This is a genomic window from Pseudomonas sp. PDM03 (genome assembly GCF_014852385.1).
Classification (GTDB): domain Bacteria; phylum Pseudomonadota; class Gammaproteobacteria; order Pseudomonadales; family Pseudomonadaceae; genus Aquipseudomonas; species Aquipseudomonas migulae.
On the sequence record NZ_JACVBM010000030.1, the window covers coordinates 33225 to 59647 of the forward strand.

23 protein-coding genes are annotated in these 26423 nt (G+C 60.0%); 11 read left to right on the forward strand and 12 right to left on the reverse strand.

The annotated features are described in order from the left end of the window. Window positions 1-110: 110 nt before the first annotated feature. The 5 genes from IB254_RS27695 to IB254_RS27715 all read left to right on the forward strand — a co-directional run bounded on the left by IB254_RS27695 (window position 111) and on the right by IB254_RS27715 (window position 3973). A complete protein-coding gene (locus IB254_RS27695; protein ID WP_008025677.1) occupies window positions 111-413 on the forward strand; it encodes an ArsR/SmtB family transcription factor in 303 nt (100 codons plus the stop codon). 26 nt (window positions 414-439) lie between these two features. Beyond that, window positions 440-1606: an MFS transporter gene (locus IB254_RS27700; RefSeq protein WP_008025675.1), complete on the forward strand. Its 1167-nt coding sequence runs from the start codon at window positions 440-442 to the stop codon at window positions 1604-1606. A 29-nt stretch (window positions 1607-1635) separates the two neighbouring features. After that, window positions 1636-2685 carry an alkene reductase gene (locus tag IB254_RS27705; protein ID WP_008025674.1) on the forward strand — a complete coding sequence of 350 codons (1050 nt, stop codon included), beginning with the start codon at window positions 1636-1638 and terminating at the stop codon, window positions 2683-2685. A gap of 66 nt (window positions 2686-2751) precedes the next feature. Then, window positions 2752-3276, forward strand: coding sequence for a hypothetical protein (locus tag IB254_RS27710; RefSeq protein WP_225602528.1), 525 nt, complete (start codon window positions 2752-2754; stop codon window positions 3274-3276). A 49-nt stretch (window positions 3277-3325) separates the two neighbouring features. Then, on the forward strand, window positions 3326-3973 hold the full coding sequence (locus IB254_RS27715; protein ID WP_192420617.1) for a hypothetical protein: 648 nt from the start codon (window positions 3326-3328) through the stop codon (window positions 3971-3973). Window positions 3974-4164: 191 nt separating this feature from the next. Here the strand turns inward: IB254_RS27715 and emhR are convergent, their stop codons facing one another. Further along, a complete protein-coding gene (gene emhR / locus IB254_RS27720) occupies window positions 4165-4797 on the reverse strand; it encodes an efflux system transcriptional repressor EmhR (protein ID WP_008039456.1) in 633 nt (210 codons plus the stop codon). Window positions 4798-5065: 268 nt separating this feature from the next. On the opposite strand from emhR, the gene emhA reads away from it, so the two are divergent. The 4 genes from emhA (at window position 5066) to IB254_RS27740 (ending at window position 12533) form a co-directional block, all read left to right on the forward strand. Next, a complete protein-coding gene (emhA, locus tag IB254_RS27725; RefSeq protein ID WP_008025666.1) occupies window positions 5066-6223 on the forward strand; it encodes an efflux RND transporter periplasmic adaptor subunit EmhA in 1158 nt (385 codons plus the stop codon). A 3-nt stretch (window positions 6224-6226) separates the two neighbouring features. Beyond that, complete coding sequence (gene emhB / locus IB254_RS27730) at window positions 6227-9388, forward strand: efflux RND transporter permease subunit EmhB (protein ID WP_192420619.1); 3162 nt, start codon at window positions 6227-6229, stop codon at window positions 9386-9388. Continuing rightward, complete coding sequence (emhC, locus tag IB254_RS27735) at window positions 9388-10848, forward strand: efflux RND transporter outer membrane subunit EmhC (RefSeq protein WP_192420621.1); 1461 nt, start codon at window positions 9388-9390, stop codon at window positions 10846-10848. Before emhB ends, emhC begins: the two co-directional genes overlap by 1 nt. Window positions 10849-11279: 431 nt before the next feature. Beyond that, window positions 11280-12533, forward strand: a complete 1254-nt coding sequence (locus IB254_RS27740) for an OprD family porin (RefSeq protein WP_192420623.1) — start codon at window positions 11280-11282, stop codon at window positions 12531-12533. A 116-nt stretch (window positions 12534-12649) separates the two neighbouring features. Here IB254_RS27740 and pcaC read toward each other — a convergent pair whose 3' ends face one another. The 11 genes from pcaC to pcaR form a co-directional block, all read right to left on the reverse strand. Beyond that, window positions 12650-13042, reverse strand: coding sequence for a 4-carboxymuconolactone decarboxylase (gene pcaC / locus IB254_RS27745; RefSeq protein ID WP_192420624.1), 393 nt, complete (start codon window positions 13040-13042; stop codon window positions 12650-12652). 11 nt (window positions 13043-13053) lie between these two features. Continuing rightward, window positions 13054-13860, reverse strand: a complete 807-nt coding sequence (gene pcaD / locus IB254_RS27750; RefSeq protein WP_192420625.1) for a 3-oxoadipate enol-lactonase — start codon at window positions 13858-13860, stop codon at window positions 13054-13056. Window positions 13861-13871: 11 nt separating this feature from the next. Further along, window positions 13872-15236 carry a 3-carboxy-cis,cis-muconate cycloisomerase gene (locus IB254_RS27755; RefSeq protein WP_192420626.1) on the reverse strand — a complete coding sequence of 455 codons (1365 nt, stop codon included), beginning with the start codon at window positions 15234-15236 and terminating at the stop codon, window positions 13872-13874. Window positions 15237-15281: 45 nt separating this feature from the next. Next, entirely contained in the window at window positions 15282-16586 is a 1305-nt protein-coding gene (locus IB254_RS27760; protein WP_192420628.1) for an MFS family transporter, read from the reverse strand. A 184-nt stretch (window positions 16587-16770) separates the two neighbouring features. Continuing rightward, a complete protein-coding gene (gene pcaG, locus IB254_RS27765) occupies window positions 16771-17337 on the reverse strand; it encodes a protocatechuate 3,4-dioxygenase subunit alpha (RefSeq protein WP_192420630.1) in 567 nt (188 codons plus the stop codon). Between the two features lies 1 nt (window position 17338). Beyond that, window positions 17339-18043 carry a protocatechuate 3,4-dioxygenase subunit beta gene (pcaH, locus tag IB254_RS27770; protein ID WP_008039436.1) on the reverse strand — a complete coding sequence of 235 codons (705 nt, stop codon included), beginning with the start codon at window positions 18041-18043 and terminating at the stop codon, window positions 17339-17341. A gap of 36 nt (window positions 18044-18079) precedes the next feature. After that, entirely contained in the window at window positions 18080-19285 is a 1206-nt protein-coding gene (gene pcaF, locus IB254_RS27775; protein WP_192420632.1) for a 3-oxoadipyl-CoA thiolase, read from the reverse strand. Continuing rightward, window positions 19282-20061 carry a CoA-transferase subunit beta gene (locus IB254_RS27780; RefSeq protein ID WP_008025640.1) on the reverse strand — a complete coding sequence of 260 codons (780 nt, stop codon included), beginning with the start codon at window positions 20059-20061 and terminating at the stop codon, window positions 19282-19284. Before IB254_RS27780 ends, pcaF begins: the two co-directional genes overlap by 4 nt. Continuing rightward, on the reverse strand, window positions 20061-20918 hold the full coding sequence (locus tag IB254_RS27785) for a CoA transferase subunit A (protein ID WP_008025638.1): 858 nt from the start codon (window positions 20916-20918) through the stop codon (window positions 20061-20063). Before IB254_RS27785 ends, IB254_RS27780 begins: the two co-directional genes overlap by 1 nt. A 283-nt stretch (window positions 20919-21201) precedes the next feature. Continuing rightward, complete coding sequence (locus tag IB254_RS27790) at window positions 21202-22548, reverse strand: MFS transporter (RefSeq protein ID WP_192420634.1); 1347 nt, start codon at window positions 22546-22548, stop codon at window positions 21202-21204. Window positions 22549-22675: 127 nt separating this feature from the next. Beyond that, window positions 22676-23518, reverse strand: a complete 843-nt coding sequence (gene pcaR / locus IB254_RS27795; RefSeq protein WP_008025635.1) for a pca regulon transcriptional regulator PcaR — start codon at window positions 23516-23518, stop codon at window positions 22676-22678. Window positions 23519-24187: 669 nt separating this feature from the next. On the opposite strand from pcaR, the gene IB254_RS27800 reads away from it, so the two are divergent. Together IB254_RS27800 and IB254_RS27805 are read left to right on the forward strand one after the other, a co-directional pair. Continuing rightward, the gene (locus IB254_RS27800) at window positions 24188-24388 is read left to right on the forward strand and encodes a hypothetical protein (RefSeq protein ID WP_007903846.1); all 201 of its coding nucleotides are present in this window, start codon (window positions 24188-24190) and stop codon (window positions 24386-24388) included. 377 nt (window positions 24389-24765) lie between these two features. Further along, window positions 24766-26241 carry an inorganic phosphate transporter gene (locus IB254_RS27805; protein ID WP_192420636.1) on the forward strand — a complete coding sequence of 492 codons (1476 nt, stop codon included), beginning with the start codon at window positions 24766-24768 and terminating at the stop codon, window positions 26239-26241. The last annotated feature ends 182 nt before the right edge of the window (window positions 26242-26423 follow it).

Sequence of the window (26423 nt, forward strand, 5' to 3'; positions counted from 1 at the left end):
TACCGATTTACGCGGTCATCAGATCAAAATCATATTGGTATATCGCGAAATACCGATTTAAAGTTCGCCTCATCGCGATATAGCGTTTTACTCATCACGAGCCCCAAGCCATGAACCTCGACCTCGACGAAATAATAAAAGCCCTGGCACACCCAGTACGGCGAGAAATCCTGCACTGGCTCAAAGACCCGGACGTCGAATTTCCCGACCAGACCCACAGCAACGAGCACGGCGTCTGCGCCGGGCAGATCGATCAACGGTGCGGTTTGTCGCAGTCCACGGTGTCCGCACACCTGGCGACCCTGCAACGCGCCGGCCTGATCAGCAGCCGCAAAGTCGGCCAGTGGCACTTTTTCAAACGCAACGAGGAAACCATCCAGGAATTCCTCAAAACCTTCAGTAAAGAGCTCTGACCCTTAAAGCCGACAAGGAATCAACAATGCCCCTCTCGCTCCTCATCCTGGCCTTGAGCGCCTTCGCCATCGGCACCACCGAGTTCGTCATCATGGGCCTGCTGCCCGATGTGGCGGCTGACCTCGGCGTGTCGATCCCCGGCGCCGGCTGGCTGGTGACCGGTTACGCCCTGGGCGTGGCCATCGGTGCGCCGTTCATGGCACTGGCCACCGCCAGGCTGCCGCGCAAGGCCGCACTGGTGGCGTTGATGGGGATATTCATCATCGGCAATCTGCTCTGCGCAGTGGCCAGTGACTACAACGTGCTGATGTTCGCCCGAGTGGTGACGGCCCTCTGTCACGGTGCGTTCTTCGGTATCGGTTCGGTAGTGGCTGCGGGCCTGGTGCCAGCCAACAAACGCGCTTCGGCCGTGGCCCTGATGTTCACCGGCCTGACCCTGGCCAACGTCCTCGGCGTGCCGCTGGGCACCGCGCTGGGTCAGCAAGCCGGCTGGCGCTCGACATTCTGGGCGGTGACCGTTATCGGCGTAATCGCCTTGATCGGCCTGATCCGTTTCCTGCCGGCCAAGCGCGATGAAGAGAAACTCGACATGCGCGCCGAGCTGCGTGCCCTCAAAGGCGCCGGCATCTGGCTGTCGTTGAGCATGACCGCGCTGTTCGCCGCGTCGGTGTTCACCTTGTTCACCTACGTCGCCCCGCTGCTGGGCGAAGTGACCGGCGTCTCGCCACGCGGCGTGACCTGGACGCTGATGCTCATCGGCCTGGGCCTGACGGTCGGCAACATCATCGGCGGCAAACTGGCCGACAAAGGCCTGGCGGCGACGCTGATAGGGGTGTTCATCAGCATGGCCGTGGTGTCCACCGTACTGACCTGGACCAGCGTTGCGCTGATCCCGACCGAAATCACCCTGTTCCTCTGGGCTACCGCGTGCTTTGCCGCCGTGCCCGCCCTGCAAGTGAACGTGGTGACCTACGGCAAGGCTGCACCGAACCTGGTCTCGACCCTGAACATCGGCGCCTTCAACGTCGGCAACGCACTCGGTGCCTGGGTCGGCGGCAGCGTCATCGCCCACGGCTACGGCCTGACCAGCGTGCCACTGGCGGCCGCCGCACTGGCGGTACTCGCCCTGCTGGTGACCCTGATTACTTTCCGTCAGAGCGGTAATCCCGAGCTGGCCCCTGCTACCAACTGACTCACTGATACCTCACGAGGGTGCATTTCATGACGACTATTTTCGATCCGATCAAACTGGGCGACCTCGAGTTGGCCAACCGCATCATCATGGCTCCGCTGACCCGCTGCCGCGCCGACGAAGGTCGTGTGCCGAACGCGCTGATGGCCGAGTACTACGTTCAACGCGCCTCGGCCGGCCTGATCCTCAGCGAAGCCACCTCGGTCACGCCGATGGGCGTCGGCTACCCGGACACTCCGGGCATCTGGTCCAACGATCAAGTGCGCGGCTGGACTAACGTCACCAAGGCGATCCACGGCGCGGGCGGCAAGATATTCCTGCAACTGTGGCACGTCGGCCGGGTTTCCCACGAGTCGTACCTGAACGGCGAAAAACCGGTCGCACCGAGCGCCATCCAGCCCAAAGGCCATGTCAGCCTGGTTCGCCCACTGGCCGATTACCCGACGCCGCGCGCCCTGGAAACCGCTGAAATCGCCGACATCGTCGACGCTTACCGCGTCGGTGCCGAAAACGCCAAGGCCGCTGGTTTTGACGGCGTGGAAATCCACGGCGCCAACGGTTACCTGCTCGACCAGTTCCTGCAAAGCAGCACCAACCAGCGCACCGACCAATACGGCGGCTCCGTGGAAAACCGTGCACGCCTGCTGCTGGAAGTGACCGATGCCGCCATCGAAGTCTGGGGCGCCGGTCGCGTTGGTGTGCACCTGGCACCGCGTGCCGACTCCCATGACATGGGCGACGACAACCTCGCCGAAACCTTCACCTACGTCGCTCGCGAACTGGGCAAACGTGGCATCGCGTTCATCTGCTCCCGCGAAAAAGAAGGCACCGACAGCCTCGGCCCACAAATCAAGGAAGCCTTCGGTGGTCCGTACATCGTCAACGAACGCTTCACCAAGGACAGCGCCAACGCCTGGCTGGCCAGCGGCAAGGCTGACGCGGTCGCCTTCGGCGTGCCGTTCATTGCCAACCCGGATTTGCCAGCTCGCTTGAAGGCCGATGCGCCGCTGAACGAGGCGCGTCCGGAGCTGTTCTACGGCAAGGGCCCGGTCGGTTATATCGACTATCCAGCAATGTAACTCCGCCTATATAAAAAGCCCCTGGTAGAAATACCCGGGGCTTTTTAATTGGCGAACGCTCAACCAATGAAACAACATCTGCATTGCACAACAACTTGGGGCGAGGTTACTTTCAGCACTCCACACACTTTCAAGCAATCAAATATGCAAATACAATCGAAAAACAAACTTATTTTCACCCTGACTCTCAGCAACTTCACAGACTCGGTGTTTTGGCGAGACGATGTCAGCATGGATGATACTCCATCAGCATTCCCCTCCAGGATCATGCCACTCAGCACTCAACTTATAACGATTGAAGGCAATCCACAGTTACCGCAAAGCATTAACATCGAACACGGAATTAAAAAAACCATTTTCAGCACCCAGGCCATATACACCAACTACAGCCAGACTGTGCATATCAAAACAGCTTTTCAATACACTCATCAAAAACGCCTGAATCATCGCCCACCCAAAGTTGAGTTTTTCTGGGAACACCACGCGCTATCCATTGGGGAAGTACCCATTTTCAGCCAGTCTTTTCTTGAAGACACGAGCGATAACTATCCCTACAACTACAACATGCTGGCCGTCATCATGGATCGCTGAGCAGCAATCCACCCAAACAGAACCACTTATTTGATCGAAAGGAATCGATATGAACGACATCAACGAAACCAGTAGCACGTACGAAGACCTGCTGACATTTTTCAATTTCACCTCCATTGGCACCCTATACAATCTGACGCCGCTTCTGTTCAGCGAAGAGAATCAGCAAGCGCTGGATGAGTTGATCGGGATCGCCCAGGTGGAATTAATCGGCTTCCTCGAAAAGATTGAATCAGAACGCGAGTTGAATCAGAAAATCGAACAGTGGCGTCATCAAGATGAAAGTTCGAAAAACACTCGCGTGATCGTCAAACTCATTAACAACACACCGCACACGTTTAAAATCGCACAAACCAGTCTGCCTTTGCGCCCATCAGAGCGTGAGTCATTCCTGCTCCAACCTCACGCAAAGACAGCATTCAAATCCGATTTTGCCTATACGTACGCCGCACCGTGGCCGAAGAACAAAATCATGTTCAATCAGTTCGTGGATTTTATCGATCAGAACGTCGGGGTACGTTTTGACCTCGGCATGATCATGAACAAATCCTTCGGCGTTATTTCGCCAAGACACAGGGCGACGGTAAAAAACACCGTCACCTCCATCGGCTCATCCAAAATCAATTGCTCCACCAAAATCACCCGCATGGCAGAGGATCAGCCTTTCAACTTCGAGGTGGAAATCACACTGGGCTGAAGCAGCGACCACTGGGGATCGCTCTTGCCTTTTCACATCTGCGACACAAATTTCCTACAAAATACGTAGCTCGCTACCTGTCATCCCGGAGCGCGTCCCTATATAAAAGCACCCCAGTACGCCAACGCGGGCGAAGAGTTGATCTTCGCCCGCGTCTATTGACATAAACGGATCCAATTACGCATGTTGCTTCACTTTCGCAGGCTGGGACTGAAACGCAGCATGTCCAGCCCGGTATCGACCCAACGCTCGGCCTCGGTATGCAGCTGGAAACTGTCCGGTGCGAGCAACCATTGGTACAGCAGGCCATCTATATAGGCATGAATGCTGATGGCCGCACGGGCGGTGTCGAGGTTTTCCGGCAACTGCCCGCGATTCACGGCATTACGCAAGGTCAGGCCAATGCGCGTGTTGCATTCGAGGCTGGCCGTTCGGCGCTGCTGGCGCAGGTCGCACATTTCATCGGTGAATTCGCACTTATGAAACAGAATCTCGTTGATGCGCCGGGTCTTGGGGTCCAGCGCAACTTCATGAAACAAATGAATAAGCAGGCGGCGCATGCAGCCCAGCGGATCGAGCTCGTCTTCGCTCTCCGCGGCTTTGGCCAGCTCATCAAGGGGCTCATGCAAGCTGTCGAGCATGGCCTGCACCAGATCGGCCTTGTTGCTGAAATGCCAGTAGATGGCGCCACGGGTGACGCCGGCCAGGGTTGCGATGTCCGCCAGCGTCGTGCGGGCCACGCCCCGCTCGAAAAAGGCTTTTTCGGCCGCCTCGAGTATCTGGCTACGGGTTTCTTGAGCTTCCTCTTTGGTGCGACGGACCATGGCAGTACAACCTCAATCAGGATGCTTCAGCGATGTCTGAATATCAGCTGAATAAAAGTGGGGCGAGCGCTCTTGGGACTCGTCCCCGGGCCTACAATTCCAACCTTGCGACGGCCTCTGTAACAGCGAGGGTACACAGCCAAGGTATTTACAAACAACCATGAATGTAAGTATATTCCTTAGCAAGCTACTTATCCACCCGGCATCCAATTTTTAACCTTCCATCTTTTCTTGTGCGTTTTTTTACGCGCCTGACCCGAGGATTTTCATGCAATTCAAGCCAGCTGTTACCGCTCTGGTCACTGCCGTCGCCTTGGCATCGCTGCTCAGCGGATGCAAAAAGGAAGAAGCGGCACCGGCCGCCCCACCGCCTCAGGTCGGCGTCGTCACCCTGCAACCTCAAGCCTTCACCCTGACGTCCGAGCTGCCGGGCCGCACCAGCGCCTACCGCATCGCGGAAGTTCGCCCGCAGGTCAACGGCATCATTCTCAAACGTCTGTTCAAGGAAGGCGGCGACGTCAAGGCCGGCCAACAGCTGTATCAGATCGATCCGGCGGTTTATGAAGCCACGCTGAAAAGCGCCGAAGCCAACCTGCAACAGACCAAGTCGATCTCCGATCGCTACAAGCAATTGGTCAACGAACAGGCTGTGAGCCGTCAGGAATACGACACCGCACAGGCCAACCGCCTGCAATCGGAAGCCGCCCTGCAAAGCGCCCAGATCAATGTGCGCTACACCAAGGTCTATGCGCCACTGTCCGGTCGCATCGGTCGTTCCAGCGTGACCGAAGGCGCACTGGTCACCAGTGGCCAGGCGGACGCCATGGCGGTGATCCAGCAACTCGACCCGATCTACGTCGATGTCACCCAGTCCTCGGTAGAGCTGCTTGAACTGCGCCGCGAACTGGAAAGCGGTCGTCTGCAAAAGGCCGGCGACAACTCGGCGGCGGTCAAGCTGACCCTCGAAGACGGCAGCCAGTACAAGCTCGACGGCAAGCTCGAATTCTCCGAAGTCTCGGTTGACCAGACCACCGGCTCCGTCACTCTGCGTGCGGTGTTCCCGAACCCTGATCACACCCTGTTGCCTGGCATGTTCGTTCACGCCCAGCTTCAGGCCGGCGTGAATGCAGCCGCCATCCTGGCACCGCAACAAGGCGTGACCCGCGACCTCAAAGGCTCCCCGACCGCGCTGGTCGTCGGTGCGGACAACAAGGTCGAGCTGCGTCAGCTCAAGGCCAGCCGCACTGTCGGCAGCCAGTGGCTGATCGAGGACGGCCTGAAAGCCGGCGATCGCCTGATCACCGAAGGGCTGCAATTCGTCAAACCTGGCATTGAAGTCAAGGCCACTGAGGCGACTAACGTTGGCGCAAAGAACCCGGCCCCCGCACAGGCAGCTAACAAGGCTTCCAGCGGCAAAGGGGAGTAAACCATGTCGAAATTTTTTATCGACCGTCCGATTTTCGCCTGGGTAATTGCCCTGGTGATCATGCTGGTCGGGGCTCTATCGATCCTCAAGTTGCCGATCAACCAGTACCCGAGCATTGCGCCTCCGGCGATCGCCATTTCCGTGGCCTACCCGGGCGCTTCCGCGCAAACCGTGCAAGACACCGTGGTTCAGGTGATCGAGCAGCAGCTCAACGGTATCGACAACCTGCGTTATGTGTCCTCGGAAAGTAACTCCGACGGCACCATGACGATCACCGCGACTTTCGAGCAAGGCACCAACTCCGATACCGCGCAGGTTCAGGTCCAGAACAAGCTGAACCTGGCCACCCCGCTGCTGCCGCAAGAAGTACAGCAGCAAGGTATCCGCGTGACCAAGGCCGTGAAGAACTTCCTGCTGGTGATCGGCGTGGTCTCGCGTGACGGCAGCATGACCAAGGACGACCTGTCCAACTACATCGTGTCCAACATGCAGGATCCGATCTCGCGGACAGCCGGCGTGGGCGACTTCCAGGTGTTCGGTTCCCAGTACGCCATGCGTATCTGGCTCGACCCGGCCAAGTTGAACAACTTCAACCTGACCCCGATTGACGTCAAAACCGCCATTGCCGCGCAAAACGTCCAGGTATCGTCCGGCCAGCTCGGCGGCCTGCCTGCCCTGCCCGGCACTCAGTTGAACGCGACGATCATCGGCAAGACCCGCCTGCAGACCGCTGAGCAATTCAACAGAATCCTGCTCAAGGTCAACAAGGACGGCTCCCAGGTTCGCTTGAAAGATGTCGCCGACGTCGGTCTGGGTGGCGAGAACTACAGCATCAACGCCCAGTTCAACGGCGCCCCGGCTTCCGGCCTGGCGGTGAAACTGGCCAACGGTGCCAACGCCCTCGACACCGCGAAAGCGCTGCGCAAGACCATCGACAGCCTCAAGCCGTTCTTCCCGCAAGGGATGGAAGTGGTGTTCCCGTACGACACCACGCCAGTGGTGACCGAGTCGATCAAGGGTGTGGTTGAAACCCTGGTCGAAGCAATCGTGCTGGTGTTCCTGGTGATGTTCCTGTTCCTGCAGAACTTCCGCGCCACCGTCATCACCACGATGACCGTGCCGGTGGTATTGCTGGGTACGTTCGGCATCCTCGCGGCGTTCGGTTTCAGCATCAACACCCTGACCATGTTCGGTATGGTGTTGGCCATCGGCCTGCTGGTGGACGATGCCATCGTCGTCGTGGAAAACGTCGAACGGGTCATGAGCGAAGAAGGCCTGTCACCCAAGGAGGCCACCAAGAAATCCATGGGGCAGATCCAGGGTGCGCTGGTCGGTATTGCCCTGGTGCTCTCGGCGGTACTGCTGCCGATGGCGTTCTTCGGCGGCTCCACGGGTGTGATCTACAAGCAGTTCTCGATCACCATCGTCTCGGCCATGGCCCTGTCGGTACTGGTCGCGCTGATCTTCACCCCGGCGCTCTGCGCCACCATGCTCAAAGCCATTCCCAAGGGCGAGCACGGCGTGCCGAAACGTGGTTTCTTCGGCTGGTTCAACCGCAACTTCGACCGTAGCGTGAAAAGCTACGAGCGTGGCGTCGGCAACATTCTGCGCAACAAGGCGCCGTACCTGCTGGCCTACGTGATCATCGTCATCGGCATGATCTGGTTGTTCATGCGTATTCCATCCTCGTTCCTCCCGGAGGAAGACCAGGGCGTACTGTTTGCTCAAGTGCAGACCCCGGCCGGCTCGACTGCCCAGCGCACTCAGGTCGTCGTGGACGAGATGCGTGAATTCCTGCTGCGTCCAAGCAAGGATGGCGGTGAAGGCGATGCGGTGAACTCGGTATTTACCGTGACCGGTTTCAACTTCGCCGGCCGTGGCCAGAGTTCGGGCATGGCGTTCATCATGATGAGGCCGTGGCACGAACGTAACGCCGACAACAACGTGTTCAAAGTCGCGGCCCGTGCCCAACAGCACTTCTTCACCTTCCGTGACGCCATGGTGTTCGCTTTCGCACCGCCAGCGGTACTGGAGCTGGGTAACGCCACTGGTTTCGACGTGTTCCTGCAAGACCGCGCCGGTATCGGTCACGAAAAGCTGATGGCTGCCCGTAACCAGTTCCTCGGCATGGCAGCGCAGAGCAAAGTGCTGGCGCAAGTGCGCCCGAACGGTCTGAACGACGAGCCGCAATTCCAGTTGGAAATCGACGACGAGAAGGCCAGTGCGCTGGGCATTACTATCGCCGACATCAACAACACCTTGTCGATTGCCTTGGGCAGTAGCTATGTGAACGACTTCATCGACCGTGGTCGTGTGAAGAAGGTTTACGTGCAAGGCCAGCCCGGCGCGCGCATGAGCCCTGAAGACCTGAAGAAGTGGTACGTGCGCAACAGCGCCGGGACCATGGTTCCCTTCACCGCATTTGCCAAGGGTGAGTGGATTTACGGCTCGCCAAAACTGGCCCGTTACAACGGCGTAGAAGCGATGGAAATCCTCGGCTCCCCTGCCCCGGGTTATTCCACCGGTGAAGCCATGGCCGAAGTCGAGGCGCTTGCCCTGAAACTGCCGGCCGGTGTCGGTATTTCCTGGACCGGTCTGTCGTATGAAGAACGACTGGCGGGCTCCCAGGCGCCTGCGCTGTTCGCGCTGTCGATTCTGATGGTGTTCCTGTGCCTGGCGGCGTTGTATGAAAGCTGGTCGATTCCGATTGCCGTCGTGCTCGTGGTGCCACTGGGGATTATCGGTGCGCTGATGGCCACCAGCCTGCGGGGTCTGTCCAACGACGTGTACTTCCTCGTGGGTCTGTTGACCACCATCGGTCTGGCGGCGAAAAACGCCATTCTGATCGTCGAGTTCGCCAAGGATCTGCACGAACAGGGCAAAAGCTTGCAGGAGGCTGCCATCGAGGCTTGCCGCATGCGTTTGCGCCCGATCATCATGACCTCCCTGGCGTTCATTCTCGGCGTAGTGCCGCTGGCCATTTCCAGCGGCGCCGGCTCGGGCAGCCAACACGCCATCGGTACCGTGGTAATTGGCGGTATGATCACCGCCACCGTATTGGCGATCTTCTGGGTCCCGTTGTTCTTCGTCACCGTGTCGGCCATGGGTCAGCGAAAAATCGCCGATCAGGACGACGCTATTGAACCTTCTAAAGAGGCTGGCTAATGAGCAAGTCGCTACTCTCCATCGCAGTCGCGGCCTTCGTGCTGAGCGGCTGCTCGCTGATACCCGATTATCAGCAGCCTGAAGCACCGGTGGCCGCCCAGTACCCGCAAGGCCCGGCTTATTCGCCGGCCCAGGCGCCGAGCCAGGCTGCCGCCGAACAGGGCTGGAAGCAGTTTTTCCATGACCCGGCGCTGCAGCAGCTGATCCAGCTGTCCCTGGAAAACAACCGTGACCTGCGTGTCGCGGCGCTGAACATCGACGCGTTCGCGGCGCAGTACCGCATCTCGCGTGCCGACCTGTTCCCGGCGGTTTCGGCCAACGGTACCGGCAGCCGTCAGCGGGTTCCGGCTGACGCTTCACAGACCGGTCAGGCGGGCATCACCAGTTCCTACTCGGCCACCGTCGGCATCAGCGCCTATGAACTCGACCTGTTTGGTCGGGTTCGCAGCCTGAACGAAGAAGCCCTGCAGAAGTACTTCGCCACTGAAGAAGGCCGTCGCAGCACGCAAATCAGCCTGGTGGCCAGCGTGGCGAATGCCTACCTGACCTGGCAGGCCGACAAAGAGCTGCGCAAGCTGACTCAGGACACCCTCGCTGCGTTCGAGGAGAGCTACAAGCTCACCGCACGCAGCAACGAAGTGGGCGTCGCCTCGGCGCTGGACCTGGCGCAGTCGCGCACCTCGGTGGAAAACGCCCGTGCGCAACTGGCCCGTTACACACGCCAGGTCGCCCAGGATGAAAACAGCCTGGTGCTGCTGCTCGGCACCGGTATCCCGGCCAATCTGCGGGAAGCCAGGCCGCTGTCTGACGATTTGCTGAGCGACGTACCGCCTGGCCTGCCGTCGGATCTGCTGCAACGTCGTCCGGACATTCTGCAAGCCGAATACAACCTGAAAGCGGCCAACGCCAACATCGGCGCAGCGCGCGCGGCGTTCTTCCCGAGCATCAGCCTCACCGCCAATGCCGGTACGTTGAGCCCGGACCTGTCCGGTCTGTTCAAGGGTGGTTCGGGCACGTGGTTGTTCCAGCCGCAAATCAACCTGCCGATCTTCAACGCCGGCAGCCTGCGCGCCAGCCTGGATTACTCGAAAATCCAGAAAGACATCGGCGTGGCGAACTACGAGAAGTCCATTCAAACGGCCTTCCAGGAAGTCGCCGACGGCCTGGCCGCCCGCCAGACCTACACCGAGCAGTTGCAGGCCCAGCGTGATTTCGTCACCGCCAACCAGGACTACTACCGTCTGGCCGAGCGTCGTTATCGCATTGGCGTCGACAGCAACCTGACCTTCCTCGATGCCCAGCGTCAGCTGTTCAGTGCCCAACAGGCGCTGATCACCGACCGCCTGGCGCAACTGACCAGCGCCGTGAATCTGTACAAGGCACTGGGTGGTGGCTGGAACGAGCAGACTGCGAAAGTCGAGCCGCTGAAAGAAGAAGCGCCGAAGCTGAAGTTGTTCTGATCGAGTTGCTGTAAACACGAAGCCCACCGTTTGGTGGGCTTTTTGTTGGCTGCTGGAAAAGATGTGGCGCCTGTGCCGGCCCCATCGCGAGCAGGCTCACTCCCACATTTGACCGCATCCCTCCTAAATGAACTCGGTCAAATGTGGGAGTGAGCCTGCTCGCGATGGGGCCGGCATGCCAACACACAATCCAAGGCAATCTCGGTTCGATAATCGCCCAAAACCCGCTTTTACCAATTGAACCATCCAGTTCATTCCCCGCACCATTCGCCACACAAAACCAATAACAACAGGTTCGACACCATGCCCCCGCGCCCCGCCCTGTCCGGCTGATCTCGCCCCGTTTCATTTGAATTCGAATCTTTTTGTCTGCAACCCGACGGTTGCGGCATCGCCCCGTTTCATCTCCAAGAATTAGAGAGACCGAGCCCATGACGCCTTCCAATTATTTCGTTCCCAGCCTGATCGCCCTCGCACTGGCCGGCGCCGCCCTGCCCGCCACGGCCGAAGAGGCGGGTTTTGTCGAAGGGGCCAAGGTCAACCTGAACCTGCGCAACTTCTACATCAACCGCAACTTCACCAACCCGACCAAGGCACAGGGCAAGGCTGAAGAGTGGACGCAAAGTTTCATCCTCGACGCCAAATCCGGGTTCACCCAAGGCACCGTCGGCTTCGGCATGGATGTGCTGGGGCTGTACTCGGTAAAACTCGACGGCGGCAAAGGCACCGGCGGTACGCAGTTGCTGCCGCTGGACCACGATGGTCGCCCGGCGGACAACTTCGGTCGCACCAACGTGGCGTTCAAGGCCAAGCTGTCGCAGACCGAAGTGAAGGTCGGCGAATGGATGCCGGTGCTGCCGATCCTGCGTTCGGACGATGGGCGCTCGCTGCCGCAAACCTTCCGTGGCGGCCAGATCACGTCCAAGGAAATCAACGGCCTGACGCTCTACGGCGGCCAGTTCCGCCAGAACAGCCCGCGTGACGACAGCAGCATGAACGACATGTCGATGACCGGCAAAGCAGCCTTCACCTCCGACCGCTTCAACTTCCAGGGCGGCGAATACCTGTTCAACGAGAAGCGCACCCAGATCGGCCTGTGGAATGCCGAACTCAAAGACATCTACAGCCAGCAATTCGTCAACCTGACCCACAGCCAACCCATCGGCGACTGGACCCTGGGCGCCAACCTCGGTTTCTTCTACGGCAAGGAAGACGGCAGCGCCCGCGCCGGCGATCTGGACAACAAGACCTGGTCGGGCATGTTCTCCGCCAAGTACGGCGGCAACACTTTCTATGTCGGCCTGCAAAAACTCACCGGCGACAGCGCCTGGATGCGGGTCAACGGCACCAGCGGCGGCACCCTGGCCAACGACAGCTACAACTCCAGCTATGACAACGCGCGGGAAAAATCCTGGCAGGTGCGCCACGACTACAACTTCGTTGCGCTCGGTGTACCGGGCCTGACCCTGATGAACCGCTACATCAGCGGCGAAAACGTACACGCCGGCACTATCACCGACGGCAAGGAATGGGGCCGCGAGAGTGAACTGGGCTACACCGTACAAAGCGGTGCGCTGAAGGACCTGAACGTCAAATGGCGCAACTCGACCATGCGCCGCGATTACAGCAACAACGAGTTCGACGAGAACCGATTGATCATCAGCTACCCGATCAGCCTGTTGTAAACCTGCAAATCCTGTAGGAGCCGGCTTGCTGGCGATAGGATCGACGCGATCCGCCTGACAAACCGCGTCGTCCAGATCGCCAGCAAGCCGGCTCCTACAGGTTTGTGGCGTTTGGTCTATTCCCGGGACTCGACGCCCAACTCATCCCAAACCGACTCGGCCAAATGAAACGTCGCATTCGCCGCCGGGATGCCGCAGTAGATGGCGCTCTGCATGATCACTTCCTTGATCTCGCCACGGGTCACGCCATTGTTGGCGGCAGCGCGCAGGTGCAACTTGAGTTCACCCTCGCGGTTCATGCCGATCAACATGGCGATGGTGATCAGGCTGCGGGTATGGCGCGGCAGGCCCGGCCGGGTCCAGATGTCACCCCAGGCGTGGCGGGTGATCATCTCCTGAAACTCCGAATTGAACTCGGTCAGCGCGGTCAGGCTGCGGTCGACATGGGCGTCGCCAAGGACTGCGCGGCGTACGTTCATGCCCTCGTCGTAACGTTGTTTCTCGTCCACGGATGTTCCCCTCAATGGCCCGACAAGAAGGCAATAACACGTTCACTGAACGCATCGCCCGCCTGTACGTTGGAAAGGTGCGCCGCGTAGAACTCTGCGTACTCGGCACCCGCCACATGTTCCTGGATGAAGTGCCCACCGGACGGCGGCGTGACCGCGTCTTCGGTGCCGGCGATCACCAGCAGCGGCACCTTGATCGAGGACAGCTGATCACGGAAATCGGCATCGCGCACGGCAGCGCAATTGGCTGCATAACCTTGCGGCGAAGTAGCCGCGAGCATGTCGGTAATCCGTTTCGCCGCCGCCGGATTGGCCTCGGAAAAGTCCGGGGTAAACCAACGCGCAATCGACGCATCGCGCAGCGCAACCATGGCCGCCGCGCCGTCACGCAACACGGTTTCGATGCGCGGGTTCCAGATCGACGGGTCGCCGATTTTCGCCGCAGTGTTGCACACCACCAGTTTGTTCAATCGATCACCGGCATTGATGCCCAGCCACTGGCCGATCAAGCCACCCATCGACAGACCGCAGAAATGCGCCTTCTCAATGTGCAACGCATCCAGCAACGCCAGCACGTCTCGGCCCAGTTGCTCGATGCTGTACGGCCCCGGCGTGACCAGTGATTTACCGTGGCCACGGGTATCAAAACGCAGCACGCGGAAATGCTCGGTGAACGCGGCAATTTGCGCGTCCCACATGTGCAGGTCGGTGCCCAGCGAGTTGGACAGCACCAGCACCGGCGCATCGTCCGGGCCATCGAGTTGCGGCCCTTCAATTTGGTAGTGCAGTTCGCCCTCGGCGAGTTGTACGAAAGCCACAGCAGTCTCCTTCAGGCAGTTAACGCAGAATGTTCAGCCACCGCTCGCTCGACCCAGGTACGGGCCTGTCCGAGGTAGTGAGCAGGGTCCAGCAGATGATCGAGTTCAGCGGCCGAGAGTTCGGCGGTCACGTGCGGCTCGTCGCCCAGCACCGCGCGCAAATGCCGTTGCTCAGCGACGGCGCGCTTGCAGCACTGCTCCAGTAAATGATGCGCGGTGTCGCGGCCGACCCGTTGCGCGAGAACGATGCTCACCGCTTCGGCCAGCACCAGGCCTTGGGTCAGGTCGAGGTTGCGGGCCATGCGTTCGGCGTCCACTTCCAGTCCGTCTGCCACCAGCAATGCTTGCTTGAGGCTGCCGGACACCAGGCAGCAGATCTCCGGCAGGGTTTCCCACTCGGCATGCCACAGGCCGAGGCTGCGCTCGTGCTCTTGCGGCATCGCACTGAACAGGGTCGAGAGCAGACCGGGAACCCGTGTTGCGGCGCCGATCAGCACGGCGGCGCCCACCGGGTTGCGTTTGTGCGGCATGGTCGACGAACCGCCCTTGCCCGGCGCCGAGGGCTCGAACACTTCGCCCGCTTCAGTCTGCATCAACAGGCTGATGTCACGACCGAGCTTGCCGAGACTGCCGGCGATCAATCCCAGCACCGAACCGAATTCCACCAGACGATCACGTTGCGTGTGCCACGGTTGGTCGGGCAACGTCAGGTGCAGCTCCGTGGCCAGCGCGTCGGCAATCGGCAGCGCTTGCGCACCGAGGGCCGCGAGGGTCCCGGAGGCGCCGCCGAATTGCAGCACCAGCAGGCGCGGTTTGAGTTCTTGCAGACGTTGACGGCTGCGGGTGACCGCGCCCAGCCAACCGGCGATCTTCATGCCCAAGGTGACCGGCGTTGCGTGCTGCAACCAGGTGCGACCGGCCAGCGGCGTGGCGACATAACGCTGGGCTTGCGTTGAAAGGGTTTCACCCAGTTGCGCCAGATCGCTCTCAATCAGTTCCAGCGCCCGGCGCAATTGCAGCACCAGGCCGGTGTCCATCACGTCCTGGCTGGTGGCGCCCAGATGCACATAGCGCTCGGCTTCGGCATCGGTGGTCGCGATCTGTTTGCCCAACGCTTTCACCAGCGGAATCGCCGAATTACCGGCCGTGGCAATCGCCTCGCCGAGGGCGGCGAAATCGTAGTGCCCGGCGCGGCAAGCCGCTTCGATAGGCGCCACCGCCGCCTGCGGAATCAACCCGACATGCGCCTCGGCGCGGGCCAGCGCCGCTTCGAAATCGAGCATGGCCTGAACCCGGCCCTGATCGCAGAACACCTCGCGCATATCGCGCGCAGTGAAATAGGCATCGAATAATTGATTGCCCGGTCGCTGGTTCATAAACAGTCCCTGGAGACGCGGGCCGCTTGGGCCCGCGGGTGTGGATCAAAGGTCGTTTTCTAGATACTTCGCATGTTTGGGCAGACGCAGGCTGAACAGGAACGCTATCGCCATCATCAACGTCACGTACCAGTAGAAGGAGTTTTCCATGCCGACCGCTTTGAGGCTCAAGGCTACATACTCCGCCGACCCGCCGAATATTGCATTCGCCACCGCGTAAGCCAGGCCAACACCCAATGCACGCACCTCAGGCGGGAACATTTCGGCTTTTACCAGACCGCTGATCGAGGTGTAGAAACTGACAATCGCCAGCGCCAGGGTAATCAGCACGAAGGCCAGGAACGGACTGGTGACGCTTTTCAGGCTGAGCAGAATCGGCACGGTGCACAGCGTGCCGAGTGCGCCAAACCACAGCATCGAGTTCCGGCGGCCGATCTTGTCCGAGAGCATGCCGAAGATCGGCTGCATGCACATATAAAAGAACAGAGCGCCGGTCATGATGTAGCTGGCGGTCTTGGCATGCATGCCGGCGGTGTTCACCAGGTATTTCTGCATGTACGTGGTGAAGGTGTAGAAAATCAGCGAGCCGCCGGCGGTATAGCCGAGCACGGTGATAAACGCGGCTTTATGGTCGCGGAACAGCGCGCGAATGCTGCCGGCGTCCTTGTTTTCGCGCATTTCCTTGCTGGTGGTTTCCTTCAGCGAACGACGCAGGTACAGCGAAACCAATGCCGCCATGGCACCGACCACGAACGGAATCCGCCAGCCGTAGGCACGCAGGTCATCCTCGGTGAGGAACTGTTGCAGCACCACCACCAGCGACACCGCCAGCAACTGCCCGCCGATCAGCGTGACGTACTGAAACGAGGCGAAGAAACCGCGCTGGCCCTTGAGGGCGACTTCGCTCATGTAGGTGGCGGTGGTGCCGTATTCGCCGCCCACCGACAGGCCCTGGAGCAAACGGGCGAACAGCAGCATGATCGGCGCCCAGACGCCGATGTCCTTGTAGGTCGGCAGGCAGGCGATGAGCAGCGAACCGAAGCACATCATCAGAATCGATATCAGCATCGAATTCTTGCGCCCGTGCTTGTCCGCGACGCGACCGAAAATCCAGCCGCCAATCGGGCGCATCAGGAACCCGGCGGCAAACACGCCCGCGGTGTTGACCAACTGCACCGTGGGGTTGTCGGACGGGAAAAAGGCGGGTGCGAAATAGATCGCACAGAAGGCGTAGACGTAGAAGTCGAACCATTCGACGAGGTTGCCGGACGAGGCGCCGACAATCGCGAAGATCCGTTTGCTGCGCTCTTCGCCGGTGTATAGCGCGGTTGAAGCGATTGGCGTTGTCATTGTTTTTCACTCAATGGGGACAGTGAGAGTCTAGACACACTTTGCAACAGTCCCGTTCCACAGATGCACACAGATCCCCTGTAGGAGCCGGCTTGCTGGCGATCGCGGTGTGTCATTCAGCATTGATGGCACTGACACACCGCAATCGCCAGCAAGCCGGCTCCTACAAGGTTGTGGTGTTCACTCAATAATCGAAGAACACCGTCTCCGCATCCGTGCCTTGCAGAATCACATTCCACTGGTAAACACCGGTCGCATCCTGCTTCGCCAGCAAGGTTTTGCGGCGTTCGGCGGGCACGCATTCCAACAGCGGGTCGGCGACGTTGGCCGGCTCGCCATCAAAGTAAATCCGCGTCAGCAAGTGCTTCACCAGCCCGCGAGCAAACACCAGCACCACCAGGTGTGGCGCCTGGGTCGAACCTTTCAGGCCTTCCACTGTGCCCGGTTTGATCGTGGTGAAGCGGAAGCGCCCTTCGGCATCCACCGGGATCCGGCCAAAGCCTTCGAAGTTCGGGTCCAGCGGTTTGGCCTGATCGTCTTCGGGATGGTCGTACTTGCCGGCGGCGTTGGCCTGCCAGACTTCCAGCATCGCGTCGTTGACGATTTCGCCGTTGCCATCGATGACTTGCCCGGTGATCGCCACGCGCTCGCCCAGGGTTTGTTCGACGGTCAGGTTTTCGCGGTTCAGCCAGGTCAGGCCGATGTGGTAATACGGCCCGACGGTGTGGGACGTGGTCGCAGTCAGCGTCATCTTATTTCTCCATCGGCGTAGCGTCGCGGCCGCGCAAAACGATGTCCCAGCGATAACCGAGGGCATAGGAAGGGATGGTTTTTTCCAGGTCGAAACTGGCGATCAAGCGCTCTTTGGCGCTGGTATCGGGCACGCAGTTGTAGATCGGGTCGTACGCCAGCAACGGGTCGCCGGGGAAATACATCTGCGTGACGAGGCGCGTCAGGATGCTCGGCCCGAACAGCGAAAAATGGATGTGCGCCGGACGCCAGGCATTGTGGTGATTGCCCCACGGGTAAGCGCCGGGCTTGATGGTCTGGAATTGATACCAGCCATCGGCGTCGGTCACGGTGCGGCCGGTGCCGGTAAAGTTCGGGTCCAGTGGCGCGTCGTGCAGGTCACGGGCATGGTTGTAGCGACCGGCGGCGTTGGCTTGCCAGATCTCCACCAGAATCCCCGGCACCGGCAGACCGTTTTCATCCAGCACGCGGCCGTGAATGATGATGCGCTCGCCCAGCGGCTCGCCCTTGTGCTGGGCGGTCAGGTCATTGTCCTTCTCGTTGACGCGTTCGGCGCCGATGGTCGGACCGGTAATTTCCGACAACGAATGAGGCAAAAACACCAACGGCTTCGACGGTGAGCGACGGTTGGTGGATTGATACGTCGGGTGCAGGTACTCCGGCTGGGTGCCTTCCTGCGGGCGACGGTAACCAGGCTTGTCAGTCATTTCGCTTTCCTCAGTTCTTATTGTCACTGCTGCGGGTCAGACCCGTTCGATGGCCAAGGCCAGACCCTGGCCGACGCCGACGCACATGGTCGCCAGACCTTTCTTGCCACCGGTTTTTTCCAGCTGATGCAACGCCGTCAACACCAGGCGCGCACCGCTCATGCCCAGCGGATGGCCCAAGGCAATGGCGCCACCGTTCGGGTTGACCTGCGCCGCGTCGTCCGCCAGGCCCAGTTCACGCAACACCGCCAAGCCTTGGCTGGCGAAGGCTTCGTTGAGTTCGATCACATCGAAATCGCTGACCGCCAGGTCGAGGCGTTCGGTCAGTTTGCGCACTGCCGGCACCGGGCCGATGCCCATGACACGCGGTGCGACACCGGCGCTGGACATGCCCAGCACTTTGGCGCGAGCGGTCAAACCGTGTTTCTTCACCGCTTCGGCCGAGGCCAGAATCAGTGCGGCCGCGCCGTCGTTCACACCCGACGCATTGCCAGCGGTGACGGTTTTGTCGGGGCCATTGACCGGTTTCAGTTTGGCCAGGGTTTCCAGCGTGGTGTCGGCGCGAGGATGTTCGTCCTGGCTGACGACGGTTTCACCCTTCTTGTGGGCAATCCGCACTTCAACGATTTCTTCCGCGAAAAATCCTGCAGCTTGCGCGGCGGCAGTCCGCTGCTGACTGCGCAGGGCAAACGCGTCCTGATCCTCGCGGGACACTTCATAATCGTCGGCCACGTTGTCGGCGGTCTGCGGCATCGCATCGACACCGTATTGCGCTTTCATCAACGGGTTGATGAAACGCCAGCCGATGGTGGTGTCTTCCAGCTTCATGTTGCGCGAGAACGCCGCATCGGCCTTGCCCATCACGAACGGTGCGCGGGACATCGACTCGACGCCGCCGGCAATCGCCAGTTCCATTTCACCGCTGGCGATGGCGCGGAACGCGGTGCCGATGGCATCCATGCCCGAAGCGCAGAGGCGATTGAGGGTCACGCCCGGAATGGATTCCGGCAGGCCCGCCAACAGCAGCGCCATGCGCGCTACGTTGCGATTGTCTTCGCCGGCCTGGTTGGCGCAGCCGAGGAACACCTCGTCCACGGCGTTCCAGTCCACCGACGGGTTGCGCTCCATCAATGCCTTGATCGGCACGGCGGCCAGGTCGTCGGCGCGAACCGCCGACAGGCCACCGCCGAAACGGCCGATGGGGGTGCGAATCGCGTCGCAGATATAAACGTCACGCATCACGCTTCTCCGGGTGCTTGGCCGTGGGCGGCGGCGGTGCGGGCTTCCAGATCCCTGAGTGCCTTGAGTTCAACTTCGGTCGGCTCGGCGGTGTGTTCAACAGTGTCGGCGAAACGAATCGCCCAACCGGTGGCCGCAACCACTTGCTCGCGGGTCACGCCAGGGTGCAACGCCGTGACCACGAATTCATGAGTGCCCGCTTCCGGTTCCATGATGCACAGGTCGGTAATGATGCCGACCGGACCGGCGCCCGGCAGCCCCAGACGCTTGCGCGAATCGCCGCCCTCGCCATGGCCGACCGAGGTGATGAAGTCGAGCTTGTCGACGAAGGAACGCGACGACTGTTTAAGGATGATCAACACGCTTTTGGCCGAACCGGCAATTTCCGGCGCGCCACCGGCGCCCGGCAGACGGACTTTCGGTGCGTGATAATCGCCGACTACCGTGGTGTTGATGTTGCCGAAGCGGTCCACTTGCGCGGCGCCGAGAAAACCGACGTCGATGCGCCCGCCCTGCAACCAGTAGCGAAAAATCTCACCGGTCGGGACCACGGTGTCAGCGGTTTCCGCCAGTTCACCGTCACCAATCGACAGCGGCAATACACTCGGCTTGGCACCGATCGGACCCGATTCATAGATCAGGACTACGTCGGGCGAGGACGTCAGCCGCGCCAGGTTGGCCGCTTTCGACGGCAGGCCGATGCCAACGAAGCACACCGAACCGTTCTTCAGTCGGCGAGCGGCGGCAACGGTCATCATTTCATTGGTGGTGTAAGTCATTACTTCGCCTCCGAAGCAGCGGCCAGCTTGGCCTGGAACTCGCTGAAGTCAGCGCAGCCATGGATGTACTCGTTGATCCACGCGGTGAAGGTTTCACGGTCGCGGGCAATCGGGTCCCAGGCCTGATAGAAACGGTTGTCACGCTCGTTGTAGCCGTGGGCGTAGGACGGATGCGCACCGCCGGGAACGTGGCAGACAGCGCTCAAGGCCCAGGTCGGCAGCACGCAGGAGTTCATCGGTGCGTTGAGGTCGTCGACGATTTCTTCAACGGTGACGATGCAACGCTTGGCGGCCAATGCAGCTTCTTTCTGCACGCCGAGGATGCCCCAGAGCAGCACGTTGCCTTTACGGTCGGCTTTCTGCGCGTGAATCACGGTGATGTCCGGGCGCACCGAAGGCACGGCGGCCAACACTTCGCCGGTGAACGGGCAGGTAACGGATTTGATCAGCGGATTGACCTTCGGCAGGTCGGAACCGGCGTAGGCACGCAGCACCGCGAACGGCAGGCCGGAGGCACCAGCGACGTAGGCGTTCGCCAGGTCGGCGTGGCTGTGTTCTTCGATTTCCAGCGGGTGCGGCCACTGCTTCTCGACCGCATCACGCAGACGGTGCAGCGAACCCACACCCGGGTTGCCGCCCCAGGAGAAAATCAGCTTGCGAGCACAACCGGCGCCGATCAACTGGTCGTAGATCAGGTCAGGCGTCATCCGTACCAGCGTCAGATCTTTCTTGCCCTGACGAATGATTTCATGACCCGCCGCCGTAGGGATCAGGTGAGTGAAGCCTTCGAGCGCAACGGTATCGCCGTCGTTAACGAATTGCTTCACCGCGTCGTGCAGCGAAAGGATTTCAGCCATGGGGCAGGCTCCCGTTTTGTTATGAACCGACAGTGGTAGAAAAAGGCGCGATGCGCGCGCCGGAATGACTAGAGAGTAAGCCCCATAAAAACGCCAAACAATCCGATAATCGACTGAGTGTTCGTTTATCGAACAGATTGTTGTTTGGCTACCGATCCCAAAAAGCTTCGCGGGCAAGCCTCGCTCCTACAGGTTCAGTGATTACCCGTAGGAGCGAGGCTTGGTCTGGGCGGCATTCCGACGAAGAGGCCCTCAAACTCACTGAAGATTCTGAAACCTGGACTCAGGTCGCATCCGCATGGCTGACCATGCCCTTGATCACCACCGCCGTGGTCGCCAACGCCGCCGGAATCACCAGCGCCGTCAGCACTTGTTCAAAGTTCCAGCCCAACCCCAGCAACGTCGCGCCCATCCACGCCCCGAGGATCGCGCCAAAGCGACCAATCCCGAGCATCCACGACACCCCCGTCGCCCGCCCTTGAGTCGGATAAAACCGCGCCGCCAAAGAAGGCATCGCCGATTGCGCGCCGTTGACACACATCCCCGCCACCAGCACCAGGGTTGCCAACAGCGTGATGTTGCCCAGGCTCTGCCCTACCGCGTAGGCAAACACCCCGGCCAGCAGGTAGAAAGTGCCGATGACTTTGTGCGGATTGAACCGGTCCATCGCCCAGCCCACACCCACAGCGCTCAACACGCCGCCGAACTGGAACAGCGCGCCGATGAACGCCGCTTGCTCCATGCTCGCGCCACTGTCACGCATCAGCGTCGGCAGCCAACTGGTCAGCAGGTAAACGATCACCAGGCCCATGAAGTAGGTCAGCCACAGCAGCAAGGTGCCGGTGCTGTAGGTACCGGAGAAGATCACCGCAAACACGTTGCGCGCCTGCACGGTTTTCTGTTCCGGCACACTGAAGCTGGATGCCTGAGCGACAACGCTCGGATCGATCGGCGCCAGCGCCTTGCGTACCTTGTCGGTGCCGCGATTGCGCACAACCAGGTAACGCGCCGATTCCGGCAGCCAGAGCAGCAAAACGACGGTGAGGATCAGCGGCAGAATTCCGCCGATCAGCAACAGGCTGTGCCAGCCGAACGCAGGAATCAGCTTGGCCGAAATAAACCCGCCACCGGCCATGCCGAGGTTGAAGCCGCAGAACATGCTGGTCACCAGCAGGGATTTTTTGCGCTCCGGGGTGTATTCCGACAGCAACGTCGTGGCGTTCGGCATACCGGCACCGAGGCCCAGACCGGTCAGGAAGCGCAGCACCAGCAATTGATCGACATTGGTGCTGTAAGCCGACGCCAGGCTGAAGGCGCCGAACAACAACACGGCGCCCACCAGTACGACTTTTCGCCCGAAGCGGTCAGCCAACGGGCCGGAACCCAGTGCGCCGAAGACCATGCCGATCAACGCCGCACTCATCACCGGGCCGAGGCTGGCGCGATCGATGCCCCAGTCCTGGGACAGTGCTGGCGCGATGAAGCCCATGGCCGCGGTGTCGAGGCCATCGAGGAAGACAATCAGGAAACACAGGATCACCACTCGCCACTGGTAGCGCGAAATGGGTTGAGCATTGATGAAGGACTGCACGTCGAGGCAGTTTCCTACAGCAGACTGAGGCTGGTTCATTATTTTTATTCCACGCAAGAACGCAGTCGGACAGGTGCCAGCCTAGGCTGGCGCTGCCGCGACATTAGTGATCCTGGGGAAAGTGCGTCAATTCGTTAAACGCGAGTCTGGGCGATTACCGAACAGCTTAGGCGAACAGTTGGGCGCTGAGGTTGCGGCTGGCCGCCAGCAGACCCGGCAGGAACCGTTGCTCCAGCTCGTTGCGGCTGACCCGGCCGGCGTGCGTGCTGACGTTGAGCGCCGCCACCACTTGCCCGGAAGCGTCGTACACCGGAACGGCAATCGAGCGCAGGCCTTGTTCCAGTTCCTGATCGACGATGCACCAGCCTTGTTGCCGTACTTCCTGCAGGCACTCGAGCAACGCTTCGGGGGTATGCAGAGTGCGACTGGTCTTGGCTTGCAGGTCGGCATGGTCGAGGTATTCGCGCAGCGACGTGTCGTCCAGTGCCGCGAGAAGAATCCTGCCCATGGAAGTGCAATAGGCGGGCAGGCGTCCGCCCACCGACAGGTCCACCGAGATCAGACGCTGAGTGGTCGCCGAGCGGGCGATGTACAAAATGTCGTCGCCTTCCAGTGTGGCCATGTTGCAGGCCTCATGAAGTTGCTCGCTCATGCGGTCGAGGTAAGGCTGGGCCGACACCGCCAGCGGGGTCGAGGACAGATAGGCATGGCCGAGGGTCAGCACTTTGGGCAGCAGCGAATAGGTGCGACCGTCGGTGGTGGCGTAGCCGAGTTTGATCAGGGTGTGCAGGCAACGTCGCACAGCGGCGCGGGGAATTTCCGTGCGGTGACTGATCTGGGCGATGGTCAAATGCCGTTTGCGTTCCTGGAACGCTTGCACCACGGCCAGGCCACGGGCCAGGGACGTCATGAAATCCGGGTCGCCGGTCAGGGCCTGGATCCGCTTGGCGGGCGACGCGACTATCGGCGGCGCTACTGAAGCGAAGGAATTGCGCATTTGCTCGTTCATATCAGGTCCTTTTCCCACACGGATCGGCGAAGGCTATTACATGCGGCCCCGGGTTCGGCGCACAAGCCACGGGCAGCCAAGATCGGGCGATTATCGAACGGGCGACCGATAATCGCAATCAGCCCTATGGACGCGACAGTCGCTGTGCAGGTTTCGGCTCGCGCCCTCTATTACATGTATTACCTTTGCTTGAACCCGCCGTTAAAGCACCCCATGTAAGCTTTAACTTGTTCGACTTAATGACGCCAGAAAGACATCACTGCTAAGTGACCGCGAAACTTTCAAGTAACAAAACAATCACACATTGCCATTCATTTTTAACTCGTTGGCGATAGTGTTCTGCAAATCGACCGCTATAATGCAACTCAGTGACCACTCGGTTTTTACTTGCCGATTGCGTCACCCGGCAGCACGATGTTCCATCGCGGCTGCCCGCAGCAAGTGCGTGTCGTTCATTTCATATGCTCCGCCAGCGCGCTCGCTGAAACAGGAATCTGATGCTACGTCAGCCGTTTTGCTCTGGTGCCGTGGCCGCCTGCAACATGGAAGTATTGATTGCCGTGTCGTAAAACGATGCCTTTGCGGGCATTGTCCTTTCGGCGAGCGTGGTCAATGCATTTGCTGCAGCGCGATTTACCAGAATTAATCTCAACCCATACAGGTAGCACTGTGACGAAAGACGAACTGCGCGCGGAACTTGAGCGCCAGGAACAACGTTACAAGGAAGTTTACGGCGGGGAAGTCACCACCTACGCCGCTCAGCCCGAACCGGAACGCAAACCCTGGCGTAAACGCGCCACCGTTCAGGATCAGGCTTTTTCCCAGGAATTGCAGAAGATGGAAAAGGAACTCAAAGCCGAAGAGCCATGATTGCCCCGGCCTGATTCCTTTCAAGGGCCCGCGCCTGCCCCCGTTAAAAGCGGGAAGCAATGATGTTGCCATTCGCGCCCGCTACGAGCGGGCAGCGGCCTCCTCATCCATCTGATGAGGCAAATGGCTCATGTCTGGCCCTCTTCTCAGATATTTCACACAAGCGTTCAAGCCTCTCGCCTACAGGAGAGAAACCCTTGTGCCTGCGGGCTTTCCAAAGAAATTCAACGACTTGCAAAACCCGGTAAAAGCCCGGCGCCTGGGCTATTTCCGCAAACTAATTCGTTGAAGAATGTTACCGATGAGCAGCTAGTGCATCGATTAGCAGTCTTTTCTGGCATAATCGCGCCCCCTTATGACCGGGTCAGAAAACCTTCATGATCGATTTATTCAGCGGACTGGATGCTTGGGTGCTTGTGAGCCTCTTGCTCGCCCTCGCCTTTGTCCTCGCCTTCGAGTTCATCAACGGCTTTCATGACACTGCAAACGCGGTGGCCACTGTTATCTACACCAAAGCCATGCCGCCTCATCTGGCCGTGTTCTTTTCCGGTGTGTTCAACTTTCTTGGCGTGCTGCTGGGCGGTGTCGGCGTGGCGTATGCCATCGTCCACCTGCTGCCGGTAGAACTGCTGATCAATGTGAACACCGGTCACGGACTGGCCATGGTGTTCTCGTTGCTCGCCGCCGCCATCACCTGGAACCTGGGCACCTGGTACTTCGGTATCCCGGCCTCCAGTTCCCACACGCTGATCGGTTCGATCCTCGGGGTCGGCCTGGCCAACGCCCTGATCAACGACATTCCGTTGGCCGATGGCGTGAACTGGCAGAAGGCGATCGATATCGGTGCCTCCCTGGTGTTCTCGCCAATGGCCGGCTTCCTGGTCGCCGCGCTGATTCTGATCGGCCTTAAATGGTGGCGTCCGCTGTCGAAGATGCACAAGACGCCGGAACAGCGCCGCAAGATCGACGACAAGAAGCATCCGCCGTTCTGGAACCGCCTGGTACTGGTGATCTCGGCCATGGCCGTGAGCTTCGTGCACGGTTCCAACGATGGTCAGAAAGGTATTGGCCTGATCATGCTGGTGCTGATCGGTATCGTGCCGGCGCAGTTCGTGCTCGATCTCGGCAGCACCACGTACCAGATCGAACGGACTCGCGATGCGACCCTGCACCTGAGCCAGTTCTACAAACGCAATGCCGATACGCTGGGCGAGTTCCTGGCACTGGGCAAAAGCGTGGAAGGCGATCTGCCGGAGAAATTCCGTTGCAACCCGCAACAGACCGAACCGACCATTTCCGCCCTGCTCGACACCCTTAAAGGTGTGGCCGATTACCACTCGTTGTCGGCGGAAAGCCGCATCGAAGTGCGTCGCTACCTGCTCTGCCTGGACGACACGGCCAAGAAAGTCAGCAAACTGCCAGGCCTCGCTGCCCGTGAAAAGGCTGACCTGGACAAGCTGCGCAAAGACCTGACCACTACCACCGAATACGCTCCGTTCTGGGTAATCCTGGCGGTCGCACTGGCCCTGGGCCTCGGTACCATGGTTGGCTGGAAACGCGTGGTACTGACCATCGGCGAGAAGATCGGCAAGCAAGGCATGACTTACTCTCAGGGCATGTCGGCGCAGATCACGACGGCGAGCCTGATCGGCATGGCCAACATCTTCAGCCTGCCGGTGTCCACCACCCACGTTCTGTCCTCGGGCGTGGCCGGCACTATGGTCGCCAACAAAAGCGGCCTGCAGGGCGGCACCGTCAAGACCATCCTGCTGGCTTGGGTCCTGACCCTGCCGGCAACCGTGGGCCTGTCGGCCGGCCTGTTCTGGCTGGCATCGAAGGCACTGGCCAGCTGATACATCGCTGCAACGAAAAAGGCGCGTTCCGTGAGGTTCGCGCCTTTTTTTATTGCTGTGTCCCGTCCTGAATAAGGTTTACACCTTCTGATCTGTTTTTCAGGAGGACGTAATGGAATCAGTAAAAAGGCGTAGTCAGCGAGACTACACGCTGACCTTTAAATTGTCGGTCGTCGATCAAG

Coding starts and splice junctions, on each gene's coding strand:
- pcaR (WP_008025635.1), bottom strand. CDS start 23,518: ATGAACGAGCAAATGCGCAATTCCTTCGCTTCAGTAGCGCCGCCGATA.
- IB254_RS27695 (WP_008025677.1), top strand. CDS start 111: ATGAACCTCGACCTCGACGAAATAATAAAAGCCCTGGCACACCCAGTA.
- IB254_RS27710 (WP_225602528.1), top strand. CDS start 2,752: ATGAAACAACATCTGCATTGCACAACAACTTGGGGCGAGGTTACTTTC.
- emhC (WP_192420621.1), top strand. CDS start 9,388: ATGAGCAAGTCGCTACTCTCCATCGCAGTCGCGGCCTTCGTGCTGAGC.
- emhA (WP_008025666.1), top strand. CDS start 5,066: ATGCAATTCAAGCCAGCTGTTACCGCTCTGGTCACTGCCGTCGCCTTG.
- IB254_RS27805 (WP_192420636.1), top strand. CDS start 24,766: ATGATCGATTTATTCAGCGGACTGGATGCTTGGGTGCTTGTGAGCCTC.
- IB254_RS27700 (WP_008025675.1), top strand. CDS start 440: ATGCCCCTCTCGCTCCTCATCCTGGCCTTGAGCGCCTTCGCCATCGGC.
- IB254_RS27785 (WP_008025638.1), bottom strand. CDS start 20,918: ATGGCTGAAATCCTTTCGCTGCACGACGCGGTGAAGCAATTCGTTAAC.
- IB254_RS27790 (WP_192420634.1), bottom strand. CDS start 22,548: ATGAACCAGCCTCAGTCTGCTGTAGGAAACTGCCTCGACGTGCAGTCC.
- IB254_RS27715 (WP_192420617.1), top strand. CDS start 3,326: ATGAACGACATCAACGAAACCAGTAGCACGTACGAAGACCTGCTGACA.
- IB254_RS27780 (WP_008025640.1), bottom strand. CDS start 20,061: ATGACTTACACCACCAATGAAATGATGACCGTTGCCGCCGCTCGCCGA.
- emhB (WP_192420619.1), top strand. CDS start 6,227: ATGTCGAAATTTTTTATCGACCGTCCGATTTTCGCCTGGGTAATTGCC.
- IB254_RS27760 (WP_192420628.1), bottom strand. CDS start 16,586: ATGACAACGCCAATCGCTTCAACCGCGCTATACACCGGCGAAGAGCGC.
- IB254_RS27740 (WP_192420623.1), top strand. CDS start 11,280: ATGACGCCTTCCAATTATTTCGTTCCCAGCCTGATCGCCCTCGCACTG.
- pcaH (WP_008039436.1), bottom strand. CDS start 18,043: ATGACTGACAAGCCTGGTTACCGTCGCCCGCAGGAAGGCACCCAGCCG.
- IB254_RS27705 (WP_008025674.1), top strand. CDS start 1,636: ATGACGACTATTTTCGATCCGATCAAACTGGGCGACCTCGAGTTGGCC.
- pcaG (WP_192420630.1), bottom strand. CDS start 17,337: ATGACGCTGACTGCGACCACGTCCCACACCGTCGGGCCGTATTACCAC.
- IB254_RS27755 (WP_192420626.1), bottom strand. CDS start 15,236: ATGAACCAGCGACCGGGCAATCAATTATTCGATGCCTATTTCACTGCG.
- emhR (WP_008039456.1), bottom strand. CDS start 4,797: ATGGTCCGTCGCACCAAAGAGGAAGCTCAAGAAACCCGTAGCCAGATA.